The sequence below is a fragment of the Dietzia sp. UCD-THP genome (genome assembly GCF_000349585.1).
In the GTDB taxonomy this organism is placed as follows: Bacteria; Actinomycetota; Actinomycetes; order Mycobacteriales; family Mycobacteriaceae; genus Dietzia; species Dietzia natronolimnaea_A.
The window spans coordinates 1-22081 of the sequence record NZ_KB714632.1; the positions used below are offsets into that span (position 1 = coordinate 1).

16 protein-coding genes, 1 tRNA gene and 1 pseudogene are annotated in these 22081 nt (G+C 70.8%); 10 read left to right on the forward strand and 8 right to left on the reverse strand.

Annotated features, from left to right (window positions below):
* The 3 genes and pseudogenes from H483_RS27565 to H483_RS39880 form a co-directional block, all read right to left on the reverse strand.
* Nucleotides 1–428 (reverse strand): annotated as a pseudogene (locus tag H483_RS27565) (transposase); the annotation flags it as partial.
* A 50-nt stretch (nt 429–478) separates the two neighbouring features.
* Complete coding sequence (locus H483_RS39875) at nt 479–754, reverse strand: DUF2804 family protein (RefSeq protein WP_017836528.1); 276 nt, start codon at nt 752–754, stop codon at nt 479–481.
* Nucleotides 751–903, reverse strand: coding sequence for a hypothetical protein (locus H483_RS39880; protein ID WP_017836529.1), 153 nt, complete (start codon nt 901–903; stop codon nt 751–753). The genes H483_RS39875 and H483_RS39880 overlap by 4 nt, the downstream gene beginning before the upstream one ends.
* 150 nt (nt 904–1053) lie before the next feature.
* Here H483_RS39880 and H483_RS27575 point away from each other — a divergent pair, with 150 nt between their 5' ends.
* Nucleotides 1054–2289: a cation:proton antiporter gene (locus H483_RS27575; protein ID WP_017836530.1), complete on the forward strand. Its 1236-nt coding sequence runs from the start codon at nt 1054–1056 to the stop codon at nt 2287–2289.
* A 14-nt stretch (nt 2290–2303) separates the two neighbouring features.
* Here H483_RS27575 and H483_RS27580 read toward each other — a convergent pair whose 3' ends face one another.
* Nucleotides 2304–3533, reverse strand: coding sequence for an Ig-like domain-containing protein (locus tag H483_RS27580; RefSeq protein WP_152427926.1), 1230 nt, complete (start codon nt 3531–3533; stop codon nt 2304–2306).
* A 202-nt stretch (nt 3534–3735) separates the two neighbouring features.
* Here H483_RS27580 and H483_RS27585 point away from each other — a divergent pair.
* Nucleotides 3736–3811 (forward strand) — tRNA-Lys (locus H483_RS27585).
* Nucleotides 3812–3992: 181 nt separating this feature from the next.
* Here H483_RS27585 and H483_RS27590 read toward each other — a convergent pair.
* Nucleotides 3993–4268 carry a DUF3618 domain-containing protein gene (locus H483_RS27590; protein WP_017836532.1) on the reverse strand — a complete coding sequence of 92 codons (276 nt, stop codon included), beginning with the start codon at nt 4266–4268 and terminating at the stop codon, nt 3993–3995.
* A gap of 149 nt (nt 4269–4417) precedes the next feature.
* Here H483_RS27590 and H483_RS27595 point away from each other — a divergent pair, with 149 nt between their 5' ends.
* Both H483_RS27595 and H483_RS27600 read left to right on the forward strand, forming a co-directional pair.
* A complete protein-coding gene (locus H483_RS27595; RefSeq protein ID WP_017836533.1) occupies nt 4418–4918 on the forward strand; it encodes a peroxiredoxin in 501 nt (166 codons plus the stop codon).
* A gap of 8 nt (nt 4919–4926) precedes the next feature.
* Nucleotides 4927–5637 carry a TetR/AcrR family transcriptional regulator gene (locus H483_RS27600; RefSeq protein WP_017836534.1) on the forward strand — a complete coding sequence of 237 codons (711 nt, stop codon included), beginning with the start codon at nt 4927–4929 and terminating at the stop codon, nt 5635–5637.
* 111 nt (nt 5638–5748) lie between these two features.
* Here the strand turns inward: H483_RS27600 and H483_RS27605 are convergent, their stop codons facing one another.
* The 3 genes from H483_RS27605 to H483_RS27615 form a co-directional block, all read right to left on the reverse strand.
* Complete coding sequence (locus H483_RS27605) at nt 5749–6264, reverse strand: holo-ACP synthase (protein WP_017836535.1); 516 nt, start codon at nt 6262–6264, stop codon at nt 5749–5751.
* Nucleotides 6264–15668 (reverse strand): type I polyketide synthase, encoded by a 9405-nt coding sequence (locus H483_RS27610; protein WP_017836536.1) that lies wholly within the window; start codon nt 15666–15668, stop codon nt 6264–6266. The genes H483_RS27605 and H483_RS27610 overlap by 1 nt, the downstream gene beginning before the upstream one ends.
* Nucleotides 15669–15983: 315 nt before the next feature.
* Nucleotides 15984–16535, reverse strand: coding sequence for a hypothetical protein (locus H483_RS27615; protein ID WP_238556270.1), 552 nt, complete (start codon nt 16533–16535; stop codon nt 15984–15986).
* A 170-nt stretch (nt 16536–16705) separates the two neighbouring features.
* Between H483_RS27615 and H483_RS27620 the strand changes: the two genes are divergently transcribed.
* The 6 genes from H483_RS27620 to H483_RS27640 all read left to right on the forward strand — a co-directional run bounded on the left by H483_RS27620 (nt 16706) and on the right by H483_RS27640 (nt 22019).
* Nucleotides 16706–18325 (forward strand): sodium-dependent transporter, encoded by a 1620-nt coding sequence (locus H483_RS27620; protein WP_017836538.1) that lies wholly within the window; start codon nt 16706–16708, stop codon nt 18323–18325.
* 3 nt (nt 18326–18328) lie between these two features.
* Nucleotides 18329–18466, forward strand: coding sequence for a methionine/alanine import family NSS transporter small subunit (locus H483_RS38690; protein ID WP_017836539.1), 138 nt, complete (start codon nt 18329–18331; stop codon nt 18464–18466).
* A 140-nt stretch (nt 18467–18606) separates the two neighbouring features.
* Complete coding sequence (locus H483_RS27625; RefSeq protein WP_017836540.1) at nt 18607–19446, forward strand: maleylpyruvate isomerase family mycothiol-dependent enzyme; 840 nt, start codon at nt 18607–18609, stop codon at nt 19444–19446.
* Between the two features lie 39 nt (nt 19447–19485).
* Entirely contained in the window at nt 19486–20037 is a 552-nt protein-coding gene (locus H483_RS27630; protein ID WP_017836541.1) for a gluconokinase, read from the forward strand.
* A gap of 150 nt (nt 20038–20187) precedes the next feature.
* On the forward strand, nt 20188–21672 hold the full coding sequence (locus tag H483_RS27635; RefSeq protein ID WP_017836542.1) for a DUF1538 domain-containing protein: 1485 nt from the start codon (nt 20188–20190) through the stop codon (nt 21670–21672).
* A complete protein-coding gene (locus H483_RS27640) occupies nt 21669–22019 on the forward strand; it encodes a P-II family nitrogen regulator (protein WP_017836543.1) in 351 nt (116 codons plus the stop codon). Before H483_RS27635 ends, H483_RS27640 begins: the two co-directional genes overlap by 4 nt.
* Nucleotides 22020–22081: the final 62 nt, after the last annotated feature.

The window sequence follows — 22081 nt, forward strand, 5'->3', positions numbered from 1 at the left end:
CGAAGTCCACTCGCGGTAGGTGCGTGCGGCGATCTGCAGACCTGCTTTGCGCAAGCCACGGCAAATCGACTCGACCGCATGCCCTTCGGACCTCATCTGGTCGACGAATTCGCAGATCACCGGTTGCGGGGGTCGAGCTCCCCCGCGAAGAAAATCGAGGCCCGGCGCATGATCTCCAGGTCCTCGGTCAGCCGCCGGTTCTCGGCCTTGAGACGCTTGATCTCCGCGCTCTCCTCGGTGCTGACGCCGGGCCGGGCCCCGGCGTCGATGTCGGCCTGCACAGCCCACCTCCGGACCGTTTCCTTGCCCAGCCCCAACCGGCGTCCCACCTGGTCACAGCAGGCCGTCAACGACGCGAACTCACCGCGGTGCTCGGACACCATCCGCAGCGCCCGCTCTTTGACCGCGGGATCGATCTTCTTCGGCATACAACCATCCTCCTCGACTCAAGAGGAGGCGGCGGGAAACCTGGGGCGGTTCAGTCCAGGCTCACCTGAATACCCGCCGCCCGCACCCTGATCGCGGTGGTGCCCTCGTCGTCGTCGATCTCGACGCGCACGCGCCCCGAACCCACGCCGGCCGACGCGTGCACGGTCCCCACCCCCGCCGCGTCGCTGAACGCCGGCCGGCCGAGCGGGCTGACCGCAGCGCGCGAGGTCTCCACGCCGGTACGGCGGTCCAGGACATAGACCGCGCAGGTGGACAGGTAGTCGAGTCCGGCCACGGTCAGACCCACCAGGAACCGATCGGTCACGACCCCCAGTACTCCCAACGCTTGGTGCGACCCCACCCGGAGATCGCGGTGCGGTGCAGCGGTGTTCGGGTCCACCCGACCGCGGCCGGCTCGAGTCTGCGGCCGCGGGCGAGGTCGGTGGGCCGGGTGACCTCACGCTCGCGGGACATGTGTCCAGTTTCTCATCGCCCGAGGCCGCAGCCGGCAGAGAGGCCCTTCCTCGCTCCATCGGGGTTACCCGCCGGGAGGCACAGGGACCGATGGCGAGACCGCCCGGGGTTGCCTATGGTTCCGGTGGATCAGACTGACCTGGAGGCCACGTGTCCACACTCGATCTGTTGCTCGCGACCGTCGGCGCGCTCGGCGTCGTGATCGTCGCGCTGTCCGCGAGGCTCCACCGGTGGCCCGTGTCGGAGCCCCTCATCGCGCTCGGGGCCGGCATCGCCCTGGGGCCGGCGATCCTCGGGGTTCTCGACGTCCCCGACATCGTCGCCGACCACTCGACGCTCCATCGGGGCGCGGAGATCCTCCTGGCCATCTCCGTGATGGGCGTGGCCCTGCGTTACCCCTTCGCCGCGATCCGACGTCACTGGCGACGCCTGGCCCTCCTGCTGCTGGTGGTGATGCCTGCGATGGCGCTCATCTCCACCGGTCTGGCGATCTGGGCGCTGGGCATCCCCTTCGCGGTCGCGTTGCTCTTCGGTACCGCGGTCTGCCCGACGGACCCCGTTCTGTCCTCTGCGGCGGTGACCGGTGACGCCGCCGAGCGGGACCTGCCCGAAGAGGACCGGCAACTGCTCTCGCTCGAGTCGGGTGCCAACGACGGGTTGGCCCTTCCCCTCGTCCTGTTCGCGCTCGCTGTCGCGACACCGCTCACCGCCGGGCAGGCCGCCGTCGAGATCGGCTGGCAGATCCTCGGGGCGCTGCTCCTCGGCGTTCTCGCCGGGGTGGCGGCAGCCAAGGCCCTCCATCTCTCGGAGCGCCACGACGCCGTCGAGAGCGGCCCGATCCTCATGTTCACCCTGTTGCTGGCGCTCCTGGTCCTGGGCTGCTCGGGCCTGCTGGGAGTCAACGGGGTGTTCGCCGCGTTCGTCTCGGGGCTGGCCTTCAACCTGACCAGTGCCGGGAACGAGAGGCGGGTGGAGGTGGAGATCGACGAAGCGATCAACCAGTTCGCGGTCCTCCCGTTCTTCCTGATCCTCGGCGCGATGCTCCCCTGGGAACAGTGGGCGGAGTTGGGATGGGGAGCGTTGGCACTTACGGCCGCAGTGCTCGTACTCCGGCGTCCGCCGGTGCTGCTCGCCCTCATGCGCCCACTCGGACTGCGTGTCCGAGAAGCCGCGTTCCTCGGCTGGTTCGGACCGGTCGGGGTCGCGGCGGTGTTCTACCTGACCGAGGAGGCGTCCCGAGCAGGTCCGGATTCACTGCTGCTGGGAGTGGGCACGCTCATCGTGGTGGCCAGCACCTTCGCCCACGGCGTCACGGCGGCTCCCGGTCGTGCGCTGTTCAGGGCCGCCGGTCGACGCGACCCGAACGGAGCCGATCACTCCTGCTGAGGGTTACGCGCTCGTCAGGCTGAGCCCGCGTCCGCGTTACCGGCCTTCCAGGTCTCCCACGGGATGTTCCAGTCGCCCAGGCCGTCCCACCCGGGCAGCGTCGGGCCGACCGTGCCGGAGACCTCGAAGATATCGCCCCGCTTGGCGTTGTCGTAGAACCACTTCGCGTCGGCCGTCGTGACGTTGAGGCACCCGTGGCTCACGTTCTGGCTGCCCTGGGCCCAGACGGACCACGGCGCCGCGTGGACGAAGATGCCGCTGTACGACATCCGCGTGGCGTATTGCACCGGCGTGCGGTATCCGTCCGGCGAGTCCACCGGAACGCCGTAGGTCGAGGAATCCATCACCATGGAGGCCAACTTCTCCCCGATCACATACGTGCCGTTCGGAGTCGGCGAGCTGGCCTTGCCCATCGAGGTGGGCATGGTCTTGATCACCTCCCCGTTGCGCTCGACCACGATCTGCTTGGTCGAGTCGTCGACCCGGGAGATGACCGCGTCACCGATCTGGAAGTCGCTGCGCACGTTCTCCTGGCCGTACATGCCGTCGCCCAGGTCCTTACCGTAGATGTCCACATCGACGTCGATCGTGGTTCCGGGCGCCCAGTACTCGGCCGGACGCCACCGGACCTCCTGGTTGGACACCCAGTAGAAGGCCCCCTCCACCTCCGGCTCGGTACGGATGTGGATGTTGTCCTGCGCCGCGCGACGGTCCGCGATCGGCTCGTCGAACATCACCGCCACGGGTTGGCCGATGCCCACCGTCGCACCCTGCCCCGTCGTGAGGTACGCCGCGGTGAGGACACGGGGGGTGACGGTGCTGAACGTGACGTTGCTCCGGGTGACCAGCCCGGCGTCGTCGGTCGCGGTGGATTCCAGCGTGTACTGGCGGGAATACCCCAGGTTCTCGGTGGTCCGCCACTCGGTGAGATCCGGATTGAACTCTCCCTGGACCTGCACGCCCTCCGGGTTGCGCATGACCACCGAATCGAAACGGCCGCCGCTGGCCGTGAGCACCACCGGCTCCGCGGGGTTGGCGTCGAGCGACCCGTCCTCCACGGAGATGTCGATCACCGCGGACGGCTCCGCCTGGGCCTCGGCGACCTGGGCGTCGTCCGCTCCTCCTGACCCGATGGTGCAGCCCGTCAACACGAGGGAGCCCGCGAACACAGCGGCCAGAGCGAGCCGGGATCTCGACCGGGCGTGGGCCCGGCGTCTGGTCCGATCCGTGTGGCGCACGTTCACTAATGGCCCCTTCCAAGCGTCATGTCCCTGCAGACCGTGAACCGAGGCAGAGGGATGTCTTCACAAGTATGCATGCGTCCGCCTCTGCATTTCATATCGAATTGATAAAGGATCACCGCCTCCTGGCCGTGCACCCCCGCCCTGACCAGGCGATTTCGTGTTGATGGCGGGGCCCTGTTACTGTTTCTCTCGCACCACGCGGGCGCCATTAGCTCAATTGGCAGAGCAGCTGACTCTTAATCAGCGGGTTCGGGGTTCGAGTCCCTGATGGCGCACCACAGACAAGGCCCCGGGTCCACGACCCGGGGCCTTGTCGTATCAGCGGCGCGGCCGGGCCCCCTTGATTCAACGAGAAGAGCGTTCCGCACACGTTTCCCGAGCGGGAATGGGCGAAACGCTCTTCTCGGCGGGCTGTGGAGAGCGGCGGCCGCTCGGCGGGTTGTGGTGAGCGGCGGCCGCTCAGAGAGCCCGACGCGCCTCGAGATAGGCCTCGATGCGACGCCGCTCCTTGCGCTTGTTGGCGATCGACACCGAGATGCCTCCGAGGACCAGCGCCGCCACTCCGCCCAGCACAGCGAGTACCCGGGGATCGGTGAGGACGGCGACTGCTCTCTCCTTACCCTCTTCGGCGAGGTTCTTGGGATTGACCCGGTCGACGATCTCGTCCAACGTCGTCGCGAGATCGTCACGCGCCTTGGCGATGTCGCCTTCGATGCTGTCGTAACTCCTGGACACGAGACCTCCGTCAATCGCTCGTCACGCGGCTGGCCGCGGATTCTGGACCCCGCCCACGGTACTGCACCCGCCGATGATCCGCGCCCGCGCGCCGACGCATCGGATAGGTTGGTGTGATCACAGACCCCGACCCGACTCCAGGAGCACCGGTGACCACACCACGGCTCGAGGTGGGCCAGACCGCCCCCGCCTTCACCCTCCCCGACGCCGACGCAAACCCCACGTCGCTGCAGGACCTGCTCACCGCGCACGGGCGAGTGGTCGTGTACGTCTACCCGGCTGCCATGACGCCCGGTTGCACGACCGAGACCGTGGACTTCGAGGGAGCCCTCCAGGACCTGCGGGACGCCGGTATCGGGGTGGTGGGGGTGTCACCCGACGCGCCGGAGAAGCTCCAGCGCTTCCGGGACAAGCACGGCATCACGTTTCCTCTACTGTCCGATCCGGACAAGACCATGCTCACCGAGTGGGGCGCGTTCGGCGAGAAGAAGAACTACGGCAAGACCGTGATGGGCGTGATCCGCTCGACGTTCGTCGTGGAGTCCGACGGGACGATCTCCCTGGCGCGGTACAACGTCAGAGCCAAGGGTCACGTGGCCATGCTCGCCAAGCTCCTCGGCGTGGACCTGCCCGAACCCGCGGAGGGCTGAGTTCACCCATGTCGGCCGAACCGCACGAGCGGATGCAGGACCAGACCAGAGATGCCGTGGACGAGGCCGTCCAGGACGAGCCGAACATCCTGGTGCCCCGCCGACGGCCCATTCAGGAGAGGAGCCGCCGCAAGTTCCAGGCGCTACTGTCCTCCGCTCGCGACGTGCTGGTCGAGGTCGGATTCGATTCGTTCACCTGCGAGGAGGTGGCCTCCCGCGCGGGAGTGCCGATCGGGACGCTGTACCAGTTCTTCGCCAACAAATACGTGCTGGTGTGCGAGCTGGACCGCCAAGACGCGCACAGCGTGATCGAGGAGGTCGAACGCTTCGCGCAGAAGATCCCCGCGCTGGACTGGCCGGAGCTGCTCAACGACTTCCTCGACCACCTGGCGGATCTGTGGCTGCGCGATCCCTCCCGGCGAGCGGTCTGGCTGGCCACGCAGGCCACCCCCGCCACTCGAGCCACCGCTGCGGTCAACGAGCGCGAGCTGGCCAGGATGATCGCCAGCGTGCTCGCCCCGCTCATGCCGTCCACCGAACGGCAGCGCCGCGCCTTCATGGCCGACGTGCTGGTCCACGTGTCCTATTCGATGCTCAACTTCTCTGTCAGCGCCGGTTCTGCCACGGGCGAAGACATCCACGACGCCACCGTCACCGAACTCAAGCGGATGCTCACCGCATACCTCTGGTTGGCGGAGAAGGAAGCCCAGGCCGACTGACTCCGTCGGCACTCGCGGCGCTTCGCCCCTCGGATTCGCCTCCGCCCCCGGAGGTAGGTGGGCGCATCGCAATCCGAGGGGCGCATCGCGCACCCAGAGCGCATCACACCCCTATCCGGACCCCTGCCCCTCGAGCACCACGAACGCCACGGCCGCGTCGCCGTCATGGCTCAGCGAGACGTGCCAACGCGCGCCCTCCCCCACCGTCGCGGCGACCTGCCGGGCGACCTCGCCGCCGAGGCGTATCGCGGGCCGACCCCACGCATCGCAGACGGTCTCGATCTCGGACCAGACCAGCAGGTCCGGCGCGATCGGCGGGGGCGAGCCGTAGAGGGCCGAGGACCACGCCTTGACCACGGCCTCTTTGACCGCCCACCGCGCGGCGAGGTGGCGGGCCAGAGGGTCGGACCGGTCCGATGACGACGACGAGGTGCGCGCATCCGGCCCGTCCGCGCGCGCCGTGGCGGCGCCGCGGCCGGCCCCCCGGGCTTCGGCGCGCTCGCGGCACTGCCGTCGCTCTGTAGCTGAGAAGGCCGTGGCGAGCCGCGTCCCCGGCTCGGCCAGGGACGCGGCGAAGGCGCCGAGGTCGACTGTGTCGACCCCGACGCCCCGCACCGCCGGGCTCACTACACCCAGTCGCTCGCCGCGAGCACGCCGTCGGCGTCGATCCGGGCCGCGGGGTCCAGCAGCACCGCGGCCTCGCACTCCTTGACCTCATCTCCTGACCCCTCACCGAGGCGCCGGGCCTCGGGACGGCTGTAGAGGGACTCGCCGCCGTAGATGGCGTCGGTCAGTCGCCGTGCGCCCTCACGCTCGCGGGTCAGCGCGGCCTCGCGGACGCGCTCGGACTCCTGCTCGCCGAGCTGCGCGGCCACCGCGCGGTGGAAGGCCTCGGGATGCGTCACGGCGATCAGGCCTGACACGTGACCGAAGCCGAGCGAGGTGAGCAGACCGGCCCTGAGCGGCAGGTCCCCGCCCAGCTGCACGGTCTCGCGCAGCCACACCAGGTGCCGGTGCCGGTCCAGGACGTCGTCGACGCAGTCCAGGGCCCGGTTCGGGGGAAGCGTCCCCGAGCGCAGCATCTGGGTCAGGCCGATGAGCTGGAACGCGGCCGCGCCCCCCTTGGCATGCCCGGTGAGCGACTTCTGCGACACGACGAACAGCGGGTTGCCGTCCGAGCGACCGATCGCCGCGGCGAGACGCTCGTGGAGATCCGACTCGTTGGGGTCGTTGGCCTTGGTCGAGGTGTCGTGCTTGCTCACCACGGCCAGGTCGTCCGCGGTCAGTCCGAGCTCTGCCAGACCCCGGGCCAGCGGCGACCGTCGTCCCCCGCGACCGGCGCCGAGAGCACCCAGCCCCGGGGCCGGGATCGAGGTGTGGGCACCGTCGGCGTACGACCCCGCCCAGGCCACCACTCCGTGCACCGGCAGCCCCATGCGGGCCGCGACGTCGCCGCGCGCCAGCAGGATGGTGCCGCCGCCCTGGGACTCGACGAACCCGCCGCGCCGCCGGTCGTTGGCGCGGCTGTAGTGGCGCTCGTCGATCCCCTTGGCGGCCATGGCCGCGGAGTCGGCGGTGGCGGACATGTCGGCGAAGCCCTGGATGCCCTCGGTGGACAGGTCGTCGAACCCGCCTGCCACCACGAACTCGGCCTTGCCGGCGCGGATCTTGTCAAAGCCCTCCTCGACGCTCACCGCGGTGGTGGCACAGGCCGCCACCGGATGGACCATCGAGCCGTAGCCGCCGACGTAGGACTGCATGACGTGGGCGGCCACCACGTTGGGCAGGGCCTCCTGCAGCGTGTCGTTGGCGCGGCTGCGACCGAGGATCCCGTCGATGTAGAGCGAGCGCATGCTGGTCATGCCGCCCATGCCGGTGCCCTGGGTGTTGGCGACGTCGGCCGGATGGACGTGGGCCAGCAGCTCCGCCGGGGTGAAGCCCGAGGAGATGAAGGCGTCCACGGTGGCCACCAGGTTCCACGCCGCCACCCGGTCGATACCGGAGACCATGTCGGCGGGGATGCCCCATGCCGTGGGGTCGAAGCCGGTGGGGATCTGGCCACCCACGATGCGCGTGAGCGTGGTGCGGCGGGGGACGCGGATCTCGGTTCCCGCCTTGCGGGTGACCGTCCACTCGCCGTCCTCGCCTTGGGTGACGACGGTGTTCTCCGGATCGTCTTCCTGGTAGGCGCGGGCCTGGCCCTCGTCGTCGACGACGAACGACAGATCCTCCGGCAGGAACACCGAGGTCAGCTGCGGCGAGGTGCCCGCGAACATCTCCGCGCGGGCGTCGTCGGCGTAGGTGCGCACGCCCACCCGGGCCAGCACCTCGTCGTGGAACCGCTCGGCGATCTCGGCCTCGTCGATAGGGTCGCCGGACTCGGTGACGGTCCAGCCGGCGCGCGGCGAGTCCTCCCAGGTGATGAGTCCGGTGGACCAGGCCAGCTCCACCACGCCGGCCGCGCTGAGGTCACCGGTGGTCTCCACCTCGAAGCGGGTGCGTGCGCTGCCGTACGGGCCGACCTCGCCGGATCCCACGATCACGACCATGTCCTCGAGGTCCTGCGTGACCTCGCCCCACTCGGGGCGCTCGTCGGGGGTGACGGTCTGCAGCGACGGCAGGGCCGCGATGGTCCCGTCCGCGTCGTCGGTGGAGGTCTCGGACGTCGCCGCCGGCCGGTCCGCGGCGAGCGCGGCCATGTCCAGGTCGGCGGAGCCGAGCCCTCCGGTGAGGTCGACGGTGAGGGGAGCCTCGCCGGCGGCCCGGCGGACGTCCGGCGTGCAGGATTCCAGCAGCTCGTCGGCGATCCCGGCGGTGGACCAGGTGGACACGCCCGCGGCCTCGACGGCCTCGACGAGCGGGTCGTTGTGGCCCATCAACCCGGTGCCCCGGACCCAGCCGATGATCGCGTGGACGAACGTCACGCGCTCGGACCAGGACTTCTCGGAACCCCACTTGGCGATCATGGCGTCGAGTGCGGCCTTGGCCTCGCCGTAGGCCCCGTCGCCGCCGAAGATCCCGCGGTTGGGCGAGCCCGGCAGCACCACGTGCAGTCGGGAGTCGACGTCGGTATCGGCGCCGATCGCACCGAGGCCGGCCACGAGCTTCTCCACGCCCCACAACAGGACGCGCATCTCGGTCTCGGCCCGCGGTCCGGCGTCGGCCATCGAGCCCTGGACGCGTGGGGCGGCGAACGGGAAGAGCAGCGTCGGAGTGAGCGGAGCCTTGAGGACGGTGGTCTGTCCCCCGGCCGACTCGGCGTGTTCGGATCCGACCCACTCGACCAGGGCGTCGACGTCCGAGTACGAGGTGAGGTTGGCCGGCAGCACCCACAGCACCGCGCCACCGCGGGCCTGGGAGCGGTAGAGGTCCTTGAAGAAGGCCAGCTTGGACTGGTCGAGGCTGGAGGTGGTGGCGACCACGGTGGCCCCTCCCGCCAGGAGCTTTCCGGTGACGGCGGCGGCGATGGAGCCCTTGCCGGCCCCGGTGACGACGGCGACGTCGCCCGCGTACTGGCCGACGAACTCCTCGGCGGCCGTCTCCGCGATCTCCCGGTAGGCGACCGCGAGGGCGTCCCGGCGGGCGTCGGCGGCCCGACCGGCCCACCAGCGGGCCTGCTCGGCCACGATGTCGCCGGCGCCGCGGAAGGCCTCCGCGGCGTCCGCGGGGACGTCGGTCCGTGTCCAGAGCCGGGCCAGGTCCTCGCGGGCCGAGGCCCAGCGATCGTCCAGGAGCACGGCACGGGCCGGGTCGAAGGCCGGGGCCACGACGCGGCGCCAGTCGGCGCCCAGCTCGGCGGCCACAAGGTCAGCTAGCTCGGTGTCGGGATCGGCCTCGGCGAGGAGGTCGACCGCGTCCGGCTCGAGGTGCCCGAGGCGGGTGAGCACGCCGCGTGCGGCGCGGGCCAGGACCCCGTCGGCTCCGGTGATCTCGTCGGCGAACTCGGACAGGGCCGCGGAGTCGACCACTCCGCCGCCGCCGGCCCCGGAGGACGGCATGGCGACGGCGACGCCGTTCGCGGCGCCGACGGCGGACACGGCCGCGTCGATGAGGGCGTCCAGCCCGGCCACGTCCTTGACGCCCGAGGCGTCGAGGGTGGCCAGGTCGCCACCGCGGATCGAGGCGCCGTCGCGGGTGCCCAGGGCGATCTCCGCGGTGACGTGCTGCGCCCAGCCGGGTCCGAGCTCCCAGGGGCCCGTGACGCGCTCGGTGATGTACGCCGGCCGCTTGCCGGTGCGGCCCAGGACCGCACGAAGCGCCTCGCCTACCGCGTCGGACAGGACGGGGCCGAAGGGCGAGTACCCGCGGGCCAGGCGCGAGACCTGGTCGGACAGGGTCGGGAAGTCCGCCTCGGCCGCGCCGTCGATGGCGCCCAGGCTCAGTTCCGTGCCCAGGTCCAGCAGGAGCTGGTTGCGGCGCGAGGAGACGCCGTCACACAGCGTCTCGATGGAGTCGCCGGGGGCGATCTGCTCGGGACGGACCTTGGTGCGCAGCGCCACCAGCATGCGGGTGGCGGCGGGGGCGCCGAAGTCCAGGTCGTCCGGGCGGGGTGCGCCGGGGGCGGCCTCGACTGCCGGGGGGGTGGATCGGTCCGCACCGGCCGTGCCGGGGGTGTTGACGGCCGGTGCGGGGTCTGTGGGGGCCGCCTGGTCGGCGGCCGCGGTGTTGGTCGAACCTGCGTCGCTCGACCCGCTGGTGGACTCGGTGGCGCCTACCGAGTCGTCGTCGTCGACCTCCACGCTGGGCGGCAGGGTGCCGTACAGCGTCGCCGAGTCGCGCTCGACGTTGAGCACCTGGGCGCGGGGGCCCCGGTGCGTGGGCAGGTCGAGGGTCTTGGAGGCGAGGTTCGCCACGGTCGGGGCGTTGGCCACACCGACCTCGACAAAGCACTCGATGCCGAGTCCACCGCGCTCGATCGGCGTGAACAGCAGCTCCTGCGTCTCGATCCAGCGGACCGGGCTGGCGAACTGCCAGGCCAGCAGCTCGACCAACAGGAGGCGTCCCAGACGCGTCGGGGTGGCGGACCACGACTCCCAGTCCGCGAGGACCTCGGCGAGGGAGTCGGCCGGCACGAGGTCGGCGATCTCCTGCACGAATTCGCGCTCGAGGCTGAACAGACGCGGCACCAGGTTGGGGATGTAGCGGCCCACGAGCACCGAGATGTCGATGTCGTGCGGGATCAGCGCGTCGAGGGTGGCCCGGAAGTCCGGGACGCCGCCGCGCAGGACGGTGGAGTGGAAGGGCACGTCGATGCCGGGCACAAGGATGAAGGCGTTCTTGCCCCCGGACCGCTTGAGTTCGCGCTCGACTGCCTTCTCCAGGGCCTTACAGCCGGCGACGGTGCCGGCCAGGGCGTACTGGGACCCCGCGAGGTTGTAGTTGACGATCTCGATGAACTCACCGGAGTCCTCGGCTACGCCGGCCACCCAGTCCACGACCTCGTCGTCACCGATTCCCATCTGCGACGGGCGGATCGCGGCCATCCGGTAGTCGGACCGCCCCTCGGCGTCGCGCGGGACCAGCTCGTGCATGGTCGACCCGCGCTGGAAGACGATCTCCAGCAGCGGCTCGAGCTCCAACGTGCCGGAGATGGCGGCCAGGGCGTCGTACTCACCGATCGAGTGGCCGGCGAAGTAGGCCCCGTCGACGAACAACCCGTCGGCCTCGAGCTCGGCGCGCTGCGCCACGGCGAGGCACGCCATCGCGACCTGGGTGAACTGCGTCAGGTAGAGCACGCCGTCGGGGTGCCGGTGGACGGTGCCCCGGACGGTCACCTCGGTGGGGTTCTCGCGGACGAGCGCCAGGATGGAGAACCCCAGAGCCTTGCGCGTGTGCGCGTCCGCGCGGTCCCAGATCTCGCGGGCGGCCGGGCAGCGGGTGCGCCCCTCCATGCCCATGCCCTTGGCCTGGATGCCCTGGCCGGGGAAGGCGTAGACGGTGCGCGGGGCCTCGGTCAGCGCGGTGGCGGCCATGACGGTGGCGCCGTCGACCGTGCAGGTGACCTCGAGGACCTGGCCGCCGGCGTGGCGCCCGGTCTGGACGGCCCGGACCTTGATGTGGTCGCCCGGTCGGACCGGGGCGAGCATGCGGGCGGTCCACCCGGCGATCCGCAGGGCGGGGTCGCGGCCGTCCGAGGCCTGGACCGCGTGCTGCGCGGCGGCCGAGAGCCACATGCCGTGCACGATCACCCCGCCGAGGCCGGCCAGGTCGGCTGCGGTGTCGGAGACGTGGATGGGGTTGTGGTCGCCGGAGACCAGCGCGAAGGCGGTCATGTCGTGCGGCGCGATGAGCGAGGTGGACACCCGCTGCTGGCGGCTCGTCTCGGCCGGGCTCGCGGCCCCGCCCTCGGCCGTGACCAGGGCGCCGCCGGCGGGCCGGGGGTCACCCACCTCGGCACCACCGGTGCGGCCGCGGATCGCGAACCGCTCCGACAGGGTGCACAGGGGTGACTGCGAACCGTCGGCGGCGACCGTGGCGACCTCGACCGACACCTCGACGACGCGTCCGAGGTCGGTGTCGCGGACGTCCCCCGACCGGGCGACGACGACGAGGTCGGTCGACTGCGCGGGCAGCGCGGAGTGCATGCGGATGCCGTGGTCGAGGTGGACCAGGTCCAGCAGACCTTCCACCACCGTTCCCTCGACAGCTGTTCCGCCGCCGCGCGGGCGACGCGCCTCACCGAGGACCGCGAACACCGCGGGCCACGCCGGACCCACGAGGGCGTCGGGGACGCCGTCCGAGGTGATGAGCGAGGTGGGCAGACTGCCGGCGGTGACACCGGTGTGGTCGGAGGCGAGGGTGGGCTCGAAGGTGAACCGGGCCGTGGCCACGCCATCCGTGACCTCCGGCAGGGCGTCGATCGCGGTGCCCCCGGCGCCGCCGCGGCCGACGCCGGCGGCGGTGCTCAGGAGGGTGCGCATGGCGGCTTCCGCGGCGTCATCGGTGACGACCGGGGCGGCGCCCGTGGCGACCCCGTCGCCCAGGGTGATCGTGATGGTCATCTCGGTCGGGCCGATGGGCAGCGTGAGGTCGACGGTGCGGCCGTCCGGGCCCGGGGTGAGGACGGCGCCGGAGACCGGGTGGTACCCGATGCCGCTCGGGTCGATCTCCCAGGCGTGCAGGACCCCGAGGCGGTGGACGGGGCTCACCACCAGACGGCCCGCCCACGAGACGTCGGGAGCGTTGAGCACGTCGGCGACCGGGCCCTGCGCCGTGGTCACGGTCCCGCGACGGCGGCTGCTCACCTCCTGGGTGGTGGGCATGTACTCGCGGACGCGGTCGACGGTGGCGTACTCGAAGCGATCGAGCAGATCGCCGACCGGCTCGTCGACCCGGGTGATCCCGGCGACCGCGGTGGTGCCGGGGATGATGCACACGGCGTCGGCGTCGTACCGGGCGTCGTGGGCCTGCCACAGTGAGTCGGAGCGCCACCAGCGACGGACGTCGCCGTCGATGACGGGCACGAACGGGACGGGCTTGCCCGGCATGCGACAGATGTCGAAGAACTCGGCGGCGTCGGCGGGGTGCAGGGTCGCCGTGGCCAGGTCCGGGTAGCGGTCCGCGAGTGCGTCGACGACCTCGGTGGGCTGCTCCATCGCCTCGACGAGGGGGAAAGCCGACACGATGCGCCCGGAGTCCGCGGCATCCAGCCTGGCCTCGGCGCGCTGCACCATGCGGTGGAACCGCTCACGGATGGTGGGGTCGAGCCACACCGAGCGGCCGCCGGCGGCCTCCGCCTCGGAGGCGGTGCCGACAGTGGGAGCGGTTGCGAGCGACAGCTCGGCGAACCGACGAAGCCACTGCTCGTAGGTCATGGATCCGAGGTCCCCGAAGTACGGCTTGGCGGTGCCGTTGATCGCGGCGATGATCTCCTCGCGGCGCTCGGCCACGGCGTCGGCGTCACCGGCGACCTCGTCCAACAGGCGCCCGGCGCGGGCGGCGGTGTTGTCGATCTCGTGGATGTCGGCGCCGAGCTGGCTGCGGCCCGAGGCCATGCCGCCCTCGGCCTGTCCGGCCCCGACCCAGTGGTCCACGCCGACGGTGTCCACGAGGAGCTGCTTGACCTGCGGGCTGGTGGTGGCCTCGAGAGTCGCCATGGCGGCCGTGCCCACGAGGATGCCGTCGACGGGCATGGCCGGGAACCCGTGGGCGTTGGCCCAGGACCCGGTCAGGTAATCGGCGGCCCGCTCCGGGGTGCCGATCCCGCCGCCGACGCACAGGACCACGTTGGGCCGGTCGCGCAGCATGGGGTAGGTGGCCAGGAGCAGCGAGTCGAGGTCCTCCCACGAGTGGTGTCCCCCGGCCCGGCCGCCCTCGACGTGGACGATCACCGGCATGTGCGGGACCTCGGCCGCGATCCGCACGACCTGGCGGATCTGCGCGACGGTCCCGGGCTTGAAGCTCACGTGGCGCAGTCCCGCCTCGGTGAGCTCCTCGATCAGGGCCACGGACTCGTCGAGCTCGGGGATGCCGGCGGTCACGATGACCCCGTCGAAGGGAACGCCCGCCGCGCGAGCCTTCTGGACCAGTCGCTTGCCGCCGACCTGGAGTTTCCACAGGTACGGATCGAGGAAGAGGGAGTTGAACTGGACGCTGCGGCCGGGCTCGAGCAGCTCGGCCAGACGGCGGGTGTTCTCCGCGAAGATCGCCTCTGTCACCTGTCCTCCGCCGGCGAGCTCGGCCCAGTGGCCGGCGTTGGCGGCGGCGGCGACGATCTCCGGGTCCACGGTGGTCGGGGTCATCCCGGCCAGCAGGATCGGCGAGCACCCGGTGAGGCGGGTGAACGAGGTCTCCACGTGCACGGTGCCGTCGGGCAGGGTGATGAGCTGGGGCTGGTAGGCCGTCCACGGACGCTCGATCGACGGGGTCGCGCCGGGTGTGAAGAGGTTGCGCAGGCCGCCGCGGGTGGCGGCGGCGACCACGCCGACGCCCTGACCGCGGACCACCGAGCGGTTGAGGCGGGTCAGAGCCTCGCCGGGGCCCATGTCGAGGATCCAGTCGGCGCCGGAGTGCAGGGCCTCCGCCATCTCCTCGACCCAGTCGACGGGCTCGACGAAGACCTGGCGGGCCAGAGCGGTCGCACGGGCGGTGTCCAGGCCACAGCGGGCCGCCCAGTCGGACACGACGTCCACGGCGGGTGCCATCGCCGGGTGGTGGAACCCGACCTCCACGTCGAGGGGGTCGAAGACGGGGGCGAAGACCTCGCCGCCGGTGAGCTTGGCCTCGCGGCGGCGGCGGGACTCGGCCTCGAGGTCCGCACAGTGCCGGCGCAGGTCCTCGAGGTCGTCCGGACGGCCCACCACGACGTGGCGTCGCTGGGCGTTGCGGATGGAGACGGTGGGCCGCAGCGAGGGGTCGACCGCCGCGAAGACCTCGTCGACCAGGGCTCGCAGCTCCGCGCCGTCGATGCCCGACACCCCGACCATGGGGCTGGCCTCACCGCGACGGAACAGGCCCGTGCGGCGACCGACCAGGGTGGCCGCGGCGCCGATCAGTTCGGCCACCGCCAGGAGGCGGTCGTCGACCGATCCGAAGGTCTGGACCGACTCCACGGCCAGGATCCCCTGGGAGTGCCCGACCACCGCGGCGGGGGCGGTGTCGTTGACGTCGAAGCCCTCGGCGGCGAGCGCGCGGACGGCACCCACCTGGGTGAGCAGGACGGCGGGCAGGGAGACCGCGGCAGAGGACAGCGATGCCTCTTCGGGCAGGTCGCCGTGGTCCTCGTCCTCGCCGGTAGTGGTGTTGGCCCACTCTATGGGCCGAAAACCGTGGGGCCGGACAACCGCGATCTCGTCGTGGACGGGTTCGGTGAGGGCGACGGAGGAGTCGACGAGGTCCTGCAGCTCGGGACCGATCCCGGTGCCGTCGATGAGATCGCTCAACGCGTCGCGCCACGCGATGCCCTGCCCTCCGAAGGCGAGCGCGTAGGCGGTTCCCTCACGCAGATCGTCCGCGAGCGCCCGGGCTTGGCGGCGGGCCGCGTGTCCGGTCTCGAGCGGGCGGGGTGTGAGGTCGCGGTCGTCGATCGTCACGTGTGGAACTCCTTGGCAACTTCGTCTGGAACAACTCCGCGCCGAGACCGGGTACTGGTCCGACGCAGGGCACAGACTGCCACAGGAACTTGAGGCGTTCCTCAGCTTGAGGGGGTACGTCCGTCCGTCGGGGGGAGGCCTGACGGGGTCCGGAAGTGGCGACGGTCACACTTTGAACCTGACGGTTCCCTCATATGCACAGGTGAGGGACACCTCAGGTTCCATCACGCGTCGTTATCGAATCGTTACTTCCTTCTCAGGGGGGAGCCTCCCCTCGACGGCGTGTCGCGGGCGCCTCGCGCCGCCGGCTCCCCCTCAGGCCCCGCAGCGGAGGGCGGCCATCATCTCGGCGTCGAGCCCCTCGACAGGACACAGATCGGCGGCCAGTCGGCGCGGACCCGACGACCACTCGACGTGGGCCGTCCGCACCTCGTCCCCGAAGGCGACGGTGACCAGTCCCCCCACGCCCGGCTGCTGGTCCGCTGCCAGTCCCCCGCGCCCGACCGTCTCGACGGCGGTCACCTCGGCGACGGTCGCCGGCCCCGGTGCGGGGATCAGTCGCAACTGGACCCTGGTGCCGTCGAACGCGCCGACCCAGGCGGCCAGCATTCCCGTACCGTCCGCGCGCAGGTCGAGGGTGTAGCCGTGCGAGAACCACGACCCGGTCTCGCGCACCACTTCCGCCGGGGAGGGCGCCGTGACGGCCGGCGACGGGGCCGCCGGGGTGGCGACGGCCGGTGACGGGGTGGCCAGGGTGGGGGCGGCGAGGGTGGGGGCGGCGAGCACCGCCACAGCGACCGCGGCCGTGGCCGTGGCCGCAGCCAGCCTGCGCCCCACCACCCACGGACTTCTTCGCTGCATCCTCATGAGATCACTGTAGTCCCGCTGGTAACACGATTCGGTGCCGCGAATGCGTCGAAATGGTCACCAAAACCACAACCCGCCGTGAAGATATGGGAAGTAGTGGAGACCACACCTATCGTCGGTCCGTCACACCCGGCGGATCCGCCGCCCGATCGCCCCACAAGGAGTCGACCATGACCAGCCCGCCCACCAGGAGCGCGGCGACACCGAGAGAGACATTCTCCCGTCGCTCCGTCTTCGTCTTTGCCGCCATCGGCTCCGCCGTCGGCCTCGGCAACATCTGGCGCTTTCCCTTTGTCGCCTACGACAACGGTGGCGGCGCCTTCCTGCTCCCCTACCTCGTGGCCCTGCTGACCGCGGGCCTCCCGCTGTTGTTCTTCGACTACGCCATCGGCCACCGTTTCCGCGGCTCCGCGCCGCTGAGCTTCCGGCGGATGAACCGTTTCGCCGAGCCGATCGGCTGGATCCAGGTCCTGGTGTCGTTCGTCATCGCCGTCTACTACGCGGTGATCATCGCGTGGGCCGCCTCATACGCGTGGTTCTCGATCGACGAGCGGTGGGGTGAGACGTACGAGGAATCGGCGTCGTTCTTCGCCGAGGACTTCCTCCGCGCGGGCAGCGGCTTCGGCGTCGACTTCGTCCCGGGCATCGCGATCGTCCTGGTGGTGGTGTGGATCGTGACGCTGGGCGTCCTGCTCGCGGGCGTCCAGAAGGGAATCGGCCGCACCGCCCTGCTCTTCGTCCCGCTCCTCGTGGCGCTCTTCGCCGCCCTCGTCGTGCGGTCGCTCTTCCTCGAGGGCGCGATGGACGGCCTCAACAACTTCTTCACCCCGGACTGGGGCGTGCTCACCGAGCCGAGCGTGTGGATCGCGGCCTACGGGCAGATCTTCTTCTCGCTCTCGGTGGGCTTCGGCATCATGCTGACCTACTCCTCGTACCTGAAGCGCAAGTCCAACCTCACGAGCTCCGGGCTCGTCGTGGGCTTCTCCAACTCGGCCTTCGAGGTCCTCGCCGGCATCGGCGTGTTCGCCACCCTCGGTTTCCTCGTCTCCACGTCGGCGGGCGCGGGCTGGGAGGACGTCGGTGGCGGCCCGGGCCTGGCGTTCATCGCCTTCCCGGCCCTGATCTCGCAGATGCCGGGCGGCCCGATCTGGGGCGTGGTGTTCTTCGTCTGCCTCATCCTGGCCGGCATCACCTCGCTCATCTCCATCGTCCAGGTGGTCATCTCGTCCTTCCAGGACAAGATGGGCAGCAGCCGCACCGCCTCGGTGCTCGCCGTCGGCATCCCGATGGCGGCCGCCTCGATCCTGCTCATGCCCACCGAGACCGGTCTGCAGAACCTCGACGTGATGGACAAGTTCGTCAACAGCCTCGGCATCGTCGGCATCACCCTCATCGCCCTCATCGTGGTGATCTTCGTGATGCGCCTCGGCCCCACCCTGCGCGACCACCTCAACTCGGTGTCCTCGTGGAAGGTCGGCTCGTTCTGGATCGTGTGCCTGGCCGTTATCACCCCGGTCGTCCTGGGGTACGCCCTGATCCGCGAGATCATGACCCTCGTCTCCGAGCCCTACGAGGGCTATGACGCCGCCATCCTGGGCGTCTGGGGTTGGGGAATGATCGGGACCATCCTGGTCCTGTCGATCATCCTGTCGGCCCTGCCCTGGCGGGGGGCCCGCCAGCTCGACGGACCGCCGAGTGTCGACGACGACCCGAGCGATTACGTCTACGAGGAGGGACTCACCCGTCCCGACGAGAACCCTGCCCCCACCCACACGCCCAAGGAGGCCTGAGCCATGGACGCTTCCGCGATCATCATGATGGTGCTGTTCCTGCTCGTGATCTGGGGCGGACTCGTCGCCAGCATCGTGCACTACGTCGGTCACCCCGACGATCCCGAGGGAGCCACGACGACTCCCGCGCGCGAGCTCTGACCTCGCGCCGCACGTCCTGATCACCGACCCCGGCGTCCGCACTACCCTGCGGCGCCGGGGTCGGTGTGTTCCGCGGCGGTCACCCGGCCACGGCTGCAAGTCGCCGCGCGGCTCTCCCGCCCGGCACTAGCCTTGTCGCCATGGACACCATCGACAGCGACGCCGCCCCCGCCGAGATCCGCCACCTCATCCAGCAGTGGAACCATCTCGACGAGCTCCTGGCGGGACTCAAGAGGGACGACTGGGCCACCCCGACCGCGCTGCCGGGCTGGACGGTGCGCGACGTGGTGGCGCACATCGCCGGAACCGAGCACCTGTTGGCCGGCGAGCCGGTACCGGACGTCGACCTGCCCGACTCCGTCCACGAGTACGTCCGCAACCCCATCGGTGAGCTCAACGAGAAGTTCGTCCAGGAGGCGCGCTCCCTGGCGGTCGAGGACGCGTTCGCGGACTTCCGCGAGGTCGTGGCCGAGCGCACCACCCAGCTCTCCGAGATGACCGCCGAGGCCCTCGAGGCCGAGACGGACTCCCCCGTCGGCCGCGTGCCGTTCCGACGCTTCATGGGGGTGCGCGTATTCGACTGCTGGGTCCACGAGGACGACATCCGTCACGCCCTCGGCATGACGCACCACCTCGACAGCGGCGTGGGGAGGTTCGCTCTCGAGGAGATCGCGCGCGCCCTGCCCCGGATCGTGGGCAAGAACGCCGGGGCCCCGGACGGTTCGCGGGTCCGGTTCCAGGTGAAGGGCGACTCCGATGCCGACCCGTCCCTGGCCACCGATGTGCTGGTCGCCGGCCGGGCGGGACTCGTGGACGTCGACGACTCCGCACGGGTCACGGTCGAGCTGGTCTTCGACACCCCGACCTTCGTCCGCGCCGCGACCGGCAGGATCTCCGCGGAGCCCGGCAACGGTGTGGAGATCAGTGGCGACGAGGACCTGGGCCGGAGGATCCTCCAATCGATGGCCTTCACCATCTGATCCCGGTCGCCGGATCCGCAGCGGACGGTCACGACGCCGATGACGCACATCGTGGTGATGGGCGTGACCGGTGCCGGTAAATCGACCGTTGCGCAAGCGATCGCCGAACGGATCGGCGCCCCTTTCGTGGACGCTGACGACCTGCACCCGCCCGCCAACCGCCGCAAGCTGGGCGCAGGCGAGCCGCTCACCGACCTCGACCGCGAGCCGTGGCTGGAGGCGGTCCGTACCCGGATGGCGGAGCAGAGCCGGTTCACATCGGGGTCGGGGCGCGATCCGGCCCCCGAGACGACCGCCGGTGTGGGTCTCGTCGTCGCGTGTTCGGCGCTGCGTCGCGCCTACCGTGACGCCCTCCGGGGTGTCGACCGCCCGGTGTTCTTCGTCGAACTCCGGGGCGGCCGGGAGCTTCTCGCGGCCCGGCTCGCGACCCGGGGCGGGCACTTCGCCTCCCCCCGGATCCTGGCGTCCCAGCTGGCCACGCTGGAGCCGCTGGCGCCGGACGAGGACGGGATCTCCTGCCCGGTCTCGTGGTCGGTGGAGCAGATCGTCGCCACTGTCGTCGCCGCGCTCCGCCCGGACCGACGCCGGTGACGTGATCGGTGAGCCCGCCGGTGGACGAGCCCCGTCCCGGGGGCCCCGACCACCGTCGCGCCGCCGTTTCGTGGACGCCCCCGGGGTCGTGCGTCAGACTGGGAGGCAGGCCGCCTGTCGACCCGACCCCGGAAGAGGACGCCAGCCTCCATGGAGCATCTCCGCCACTTCGCCCTGGAGTTCCGGAAGGCCCTGCGGAATTTGCTGCCCATCGTGGCCGTGGTGGCGGCCTTCCAGCTGCTGGTCTTCCGCCGGATGCCCGAGGACCCCGTGCAGCTGGTCGCGGGTCTGCTGATCGTGGGGGTGGGGATCGCCCTGTTCCTCCAGGGTCTGGATCTCAGCGTCTTCCCGGTGGGCAAGAACCTCGCCAACCAGTTCACCCGCCGCGGTGCGCTCGGGCTGCTCCTCACCTTCGGCTTCGCCATCGGATTCGCCGCGGTCGTGGCCGAACCGGCCCTGATCGCGGTCGCGGAGCAGGCGGAACTGATCAGCGAGGGACGCGTCGACGGCGTCGTCCTGAGGGTGGTCATCGCCGTGTCCGTGGGCCTCGTCCTGGTCCTGGGGATCCTGCGCGTGTTGCGGGGCTGGCCGGTCCACCGGATCCTCATCGGTGGGTACATCGTGGTCCTGGTGGCCACGTTCGTGGCCCCGCCGGAGATCGTGGGGCTGGCCTTCGACTCGGGCGGGGTGACCACCAACGTCGTGACGGTGCCGCTGATCGCCGCGATCGGGATCGGGTTGGCCAACTCGATCCGGGGCCGCAGCGCGCTCACGGACGGTTTCGGCCTGGTGGCGCTGTGCGTGATGGTGCCCATGATCGGGGTCCAGCTCTACGGCATGTGGGTCTACACCTTCGGCGGGGGCGGCGGCACGCCCACCACCGGAGCGGAGGAGACCGGCGGGACGCCCCTCTGGCTGGAACACGTGGTGGGACTGGCCGAGATGGTGCGCGACGTGGCGCCCATGGTGATCGTCGTCCTGTTCTTCCAATACGTGGCGCTGCGCCGTAAGCTGTCCCACCCGCTGCGCGTGGCCGTGGGGTTCGTCATGGTGCTCGTGGGGCTCTACGCCTTCGTGGTGGGCCTGAAGATGGGACTGTTCCCCCTGGGCACCCAAATGGCGGAGCAGCTGATCGACCGCGACATCCCCGCCCTGATCCTGCTGTTCGCCCTGCTCATCGGGTTCGCCACCACCATGGCCGAGCCGGCCCTGGTCGCGGTCGCGGACCAGGCGGAGAACGTCTCACCGGCCGGGATCAACGCGACCGCCATCCGCCTGGTCGTGGCCACCGGGGTGGCGGTCGGGATCGCCCTGGGGGTGTTCCGCATCCTGACCGGCGGGCCGCTGCACTATTTCATCATGGTCTCCTATGCCGTGGTCCTCGTCCTGCTGGCTCTGGCCCCGAAGTACATCGTCGCCCTGGCCTTCGACCTCGGCGGGGTGACCACCTCCGAGGTCACCGTGCCGCTGGTCACCGCGTTGGGCATCGGGTTGGCGAGCGCGATCGAGGGCCGCAGCGCGTTGCTCGACGGCTTCGGGCTGATCGCCTTCGCCTCGATCTTCCCGATCATCTCCGTCCTGCTCTATGCCATCGTCCTCGAGAAGATCCCCCGCCTGCAGAAGGAAGCGTCATGAAATTCACGGCCGTCGTAGTGATCGCCCCTCCCGAACTCGAGGACCCCGCCATCGAGGTCGCGCAACGCGCGGGCGCGACCGGGGTGACGATCCTGGAGGGTAAGGGCATCGGCGGGCAACAGAAGAAGACGTTCTTCGGCCTGACCTTCGAGGGGTCCCAGTCGGTGCTGCTCATGGTCGTGGGCACCCACCTGGCCACCCCGATCCTCAAGGCGCTGCACGAGGTCCTCGTCGACGGGGACAACTCCCGCGGCATCGCCTTCAACGTCCCCATCGAGCACCTCACGGGGATCGACCCCCGGCAGCTGGTGAAGTTCGAGGAGTACATGCGCCGGGATGACACCTGAGTCACGCCCGCCCGCTCGACCCCGCCACGCAGCACCCCGCCCCTGCCCGCCCCATCCCGACC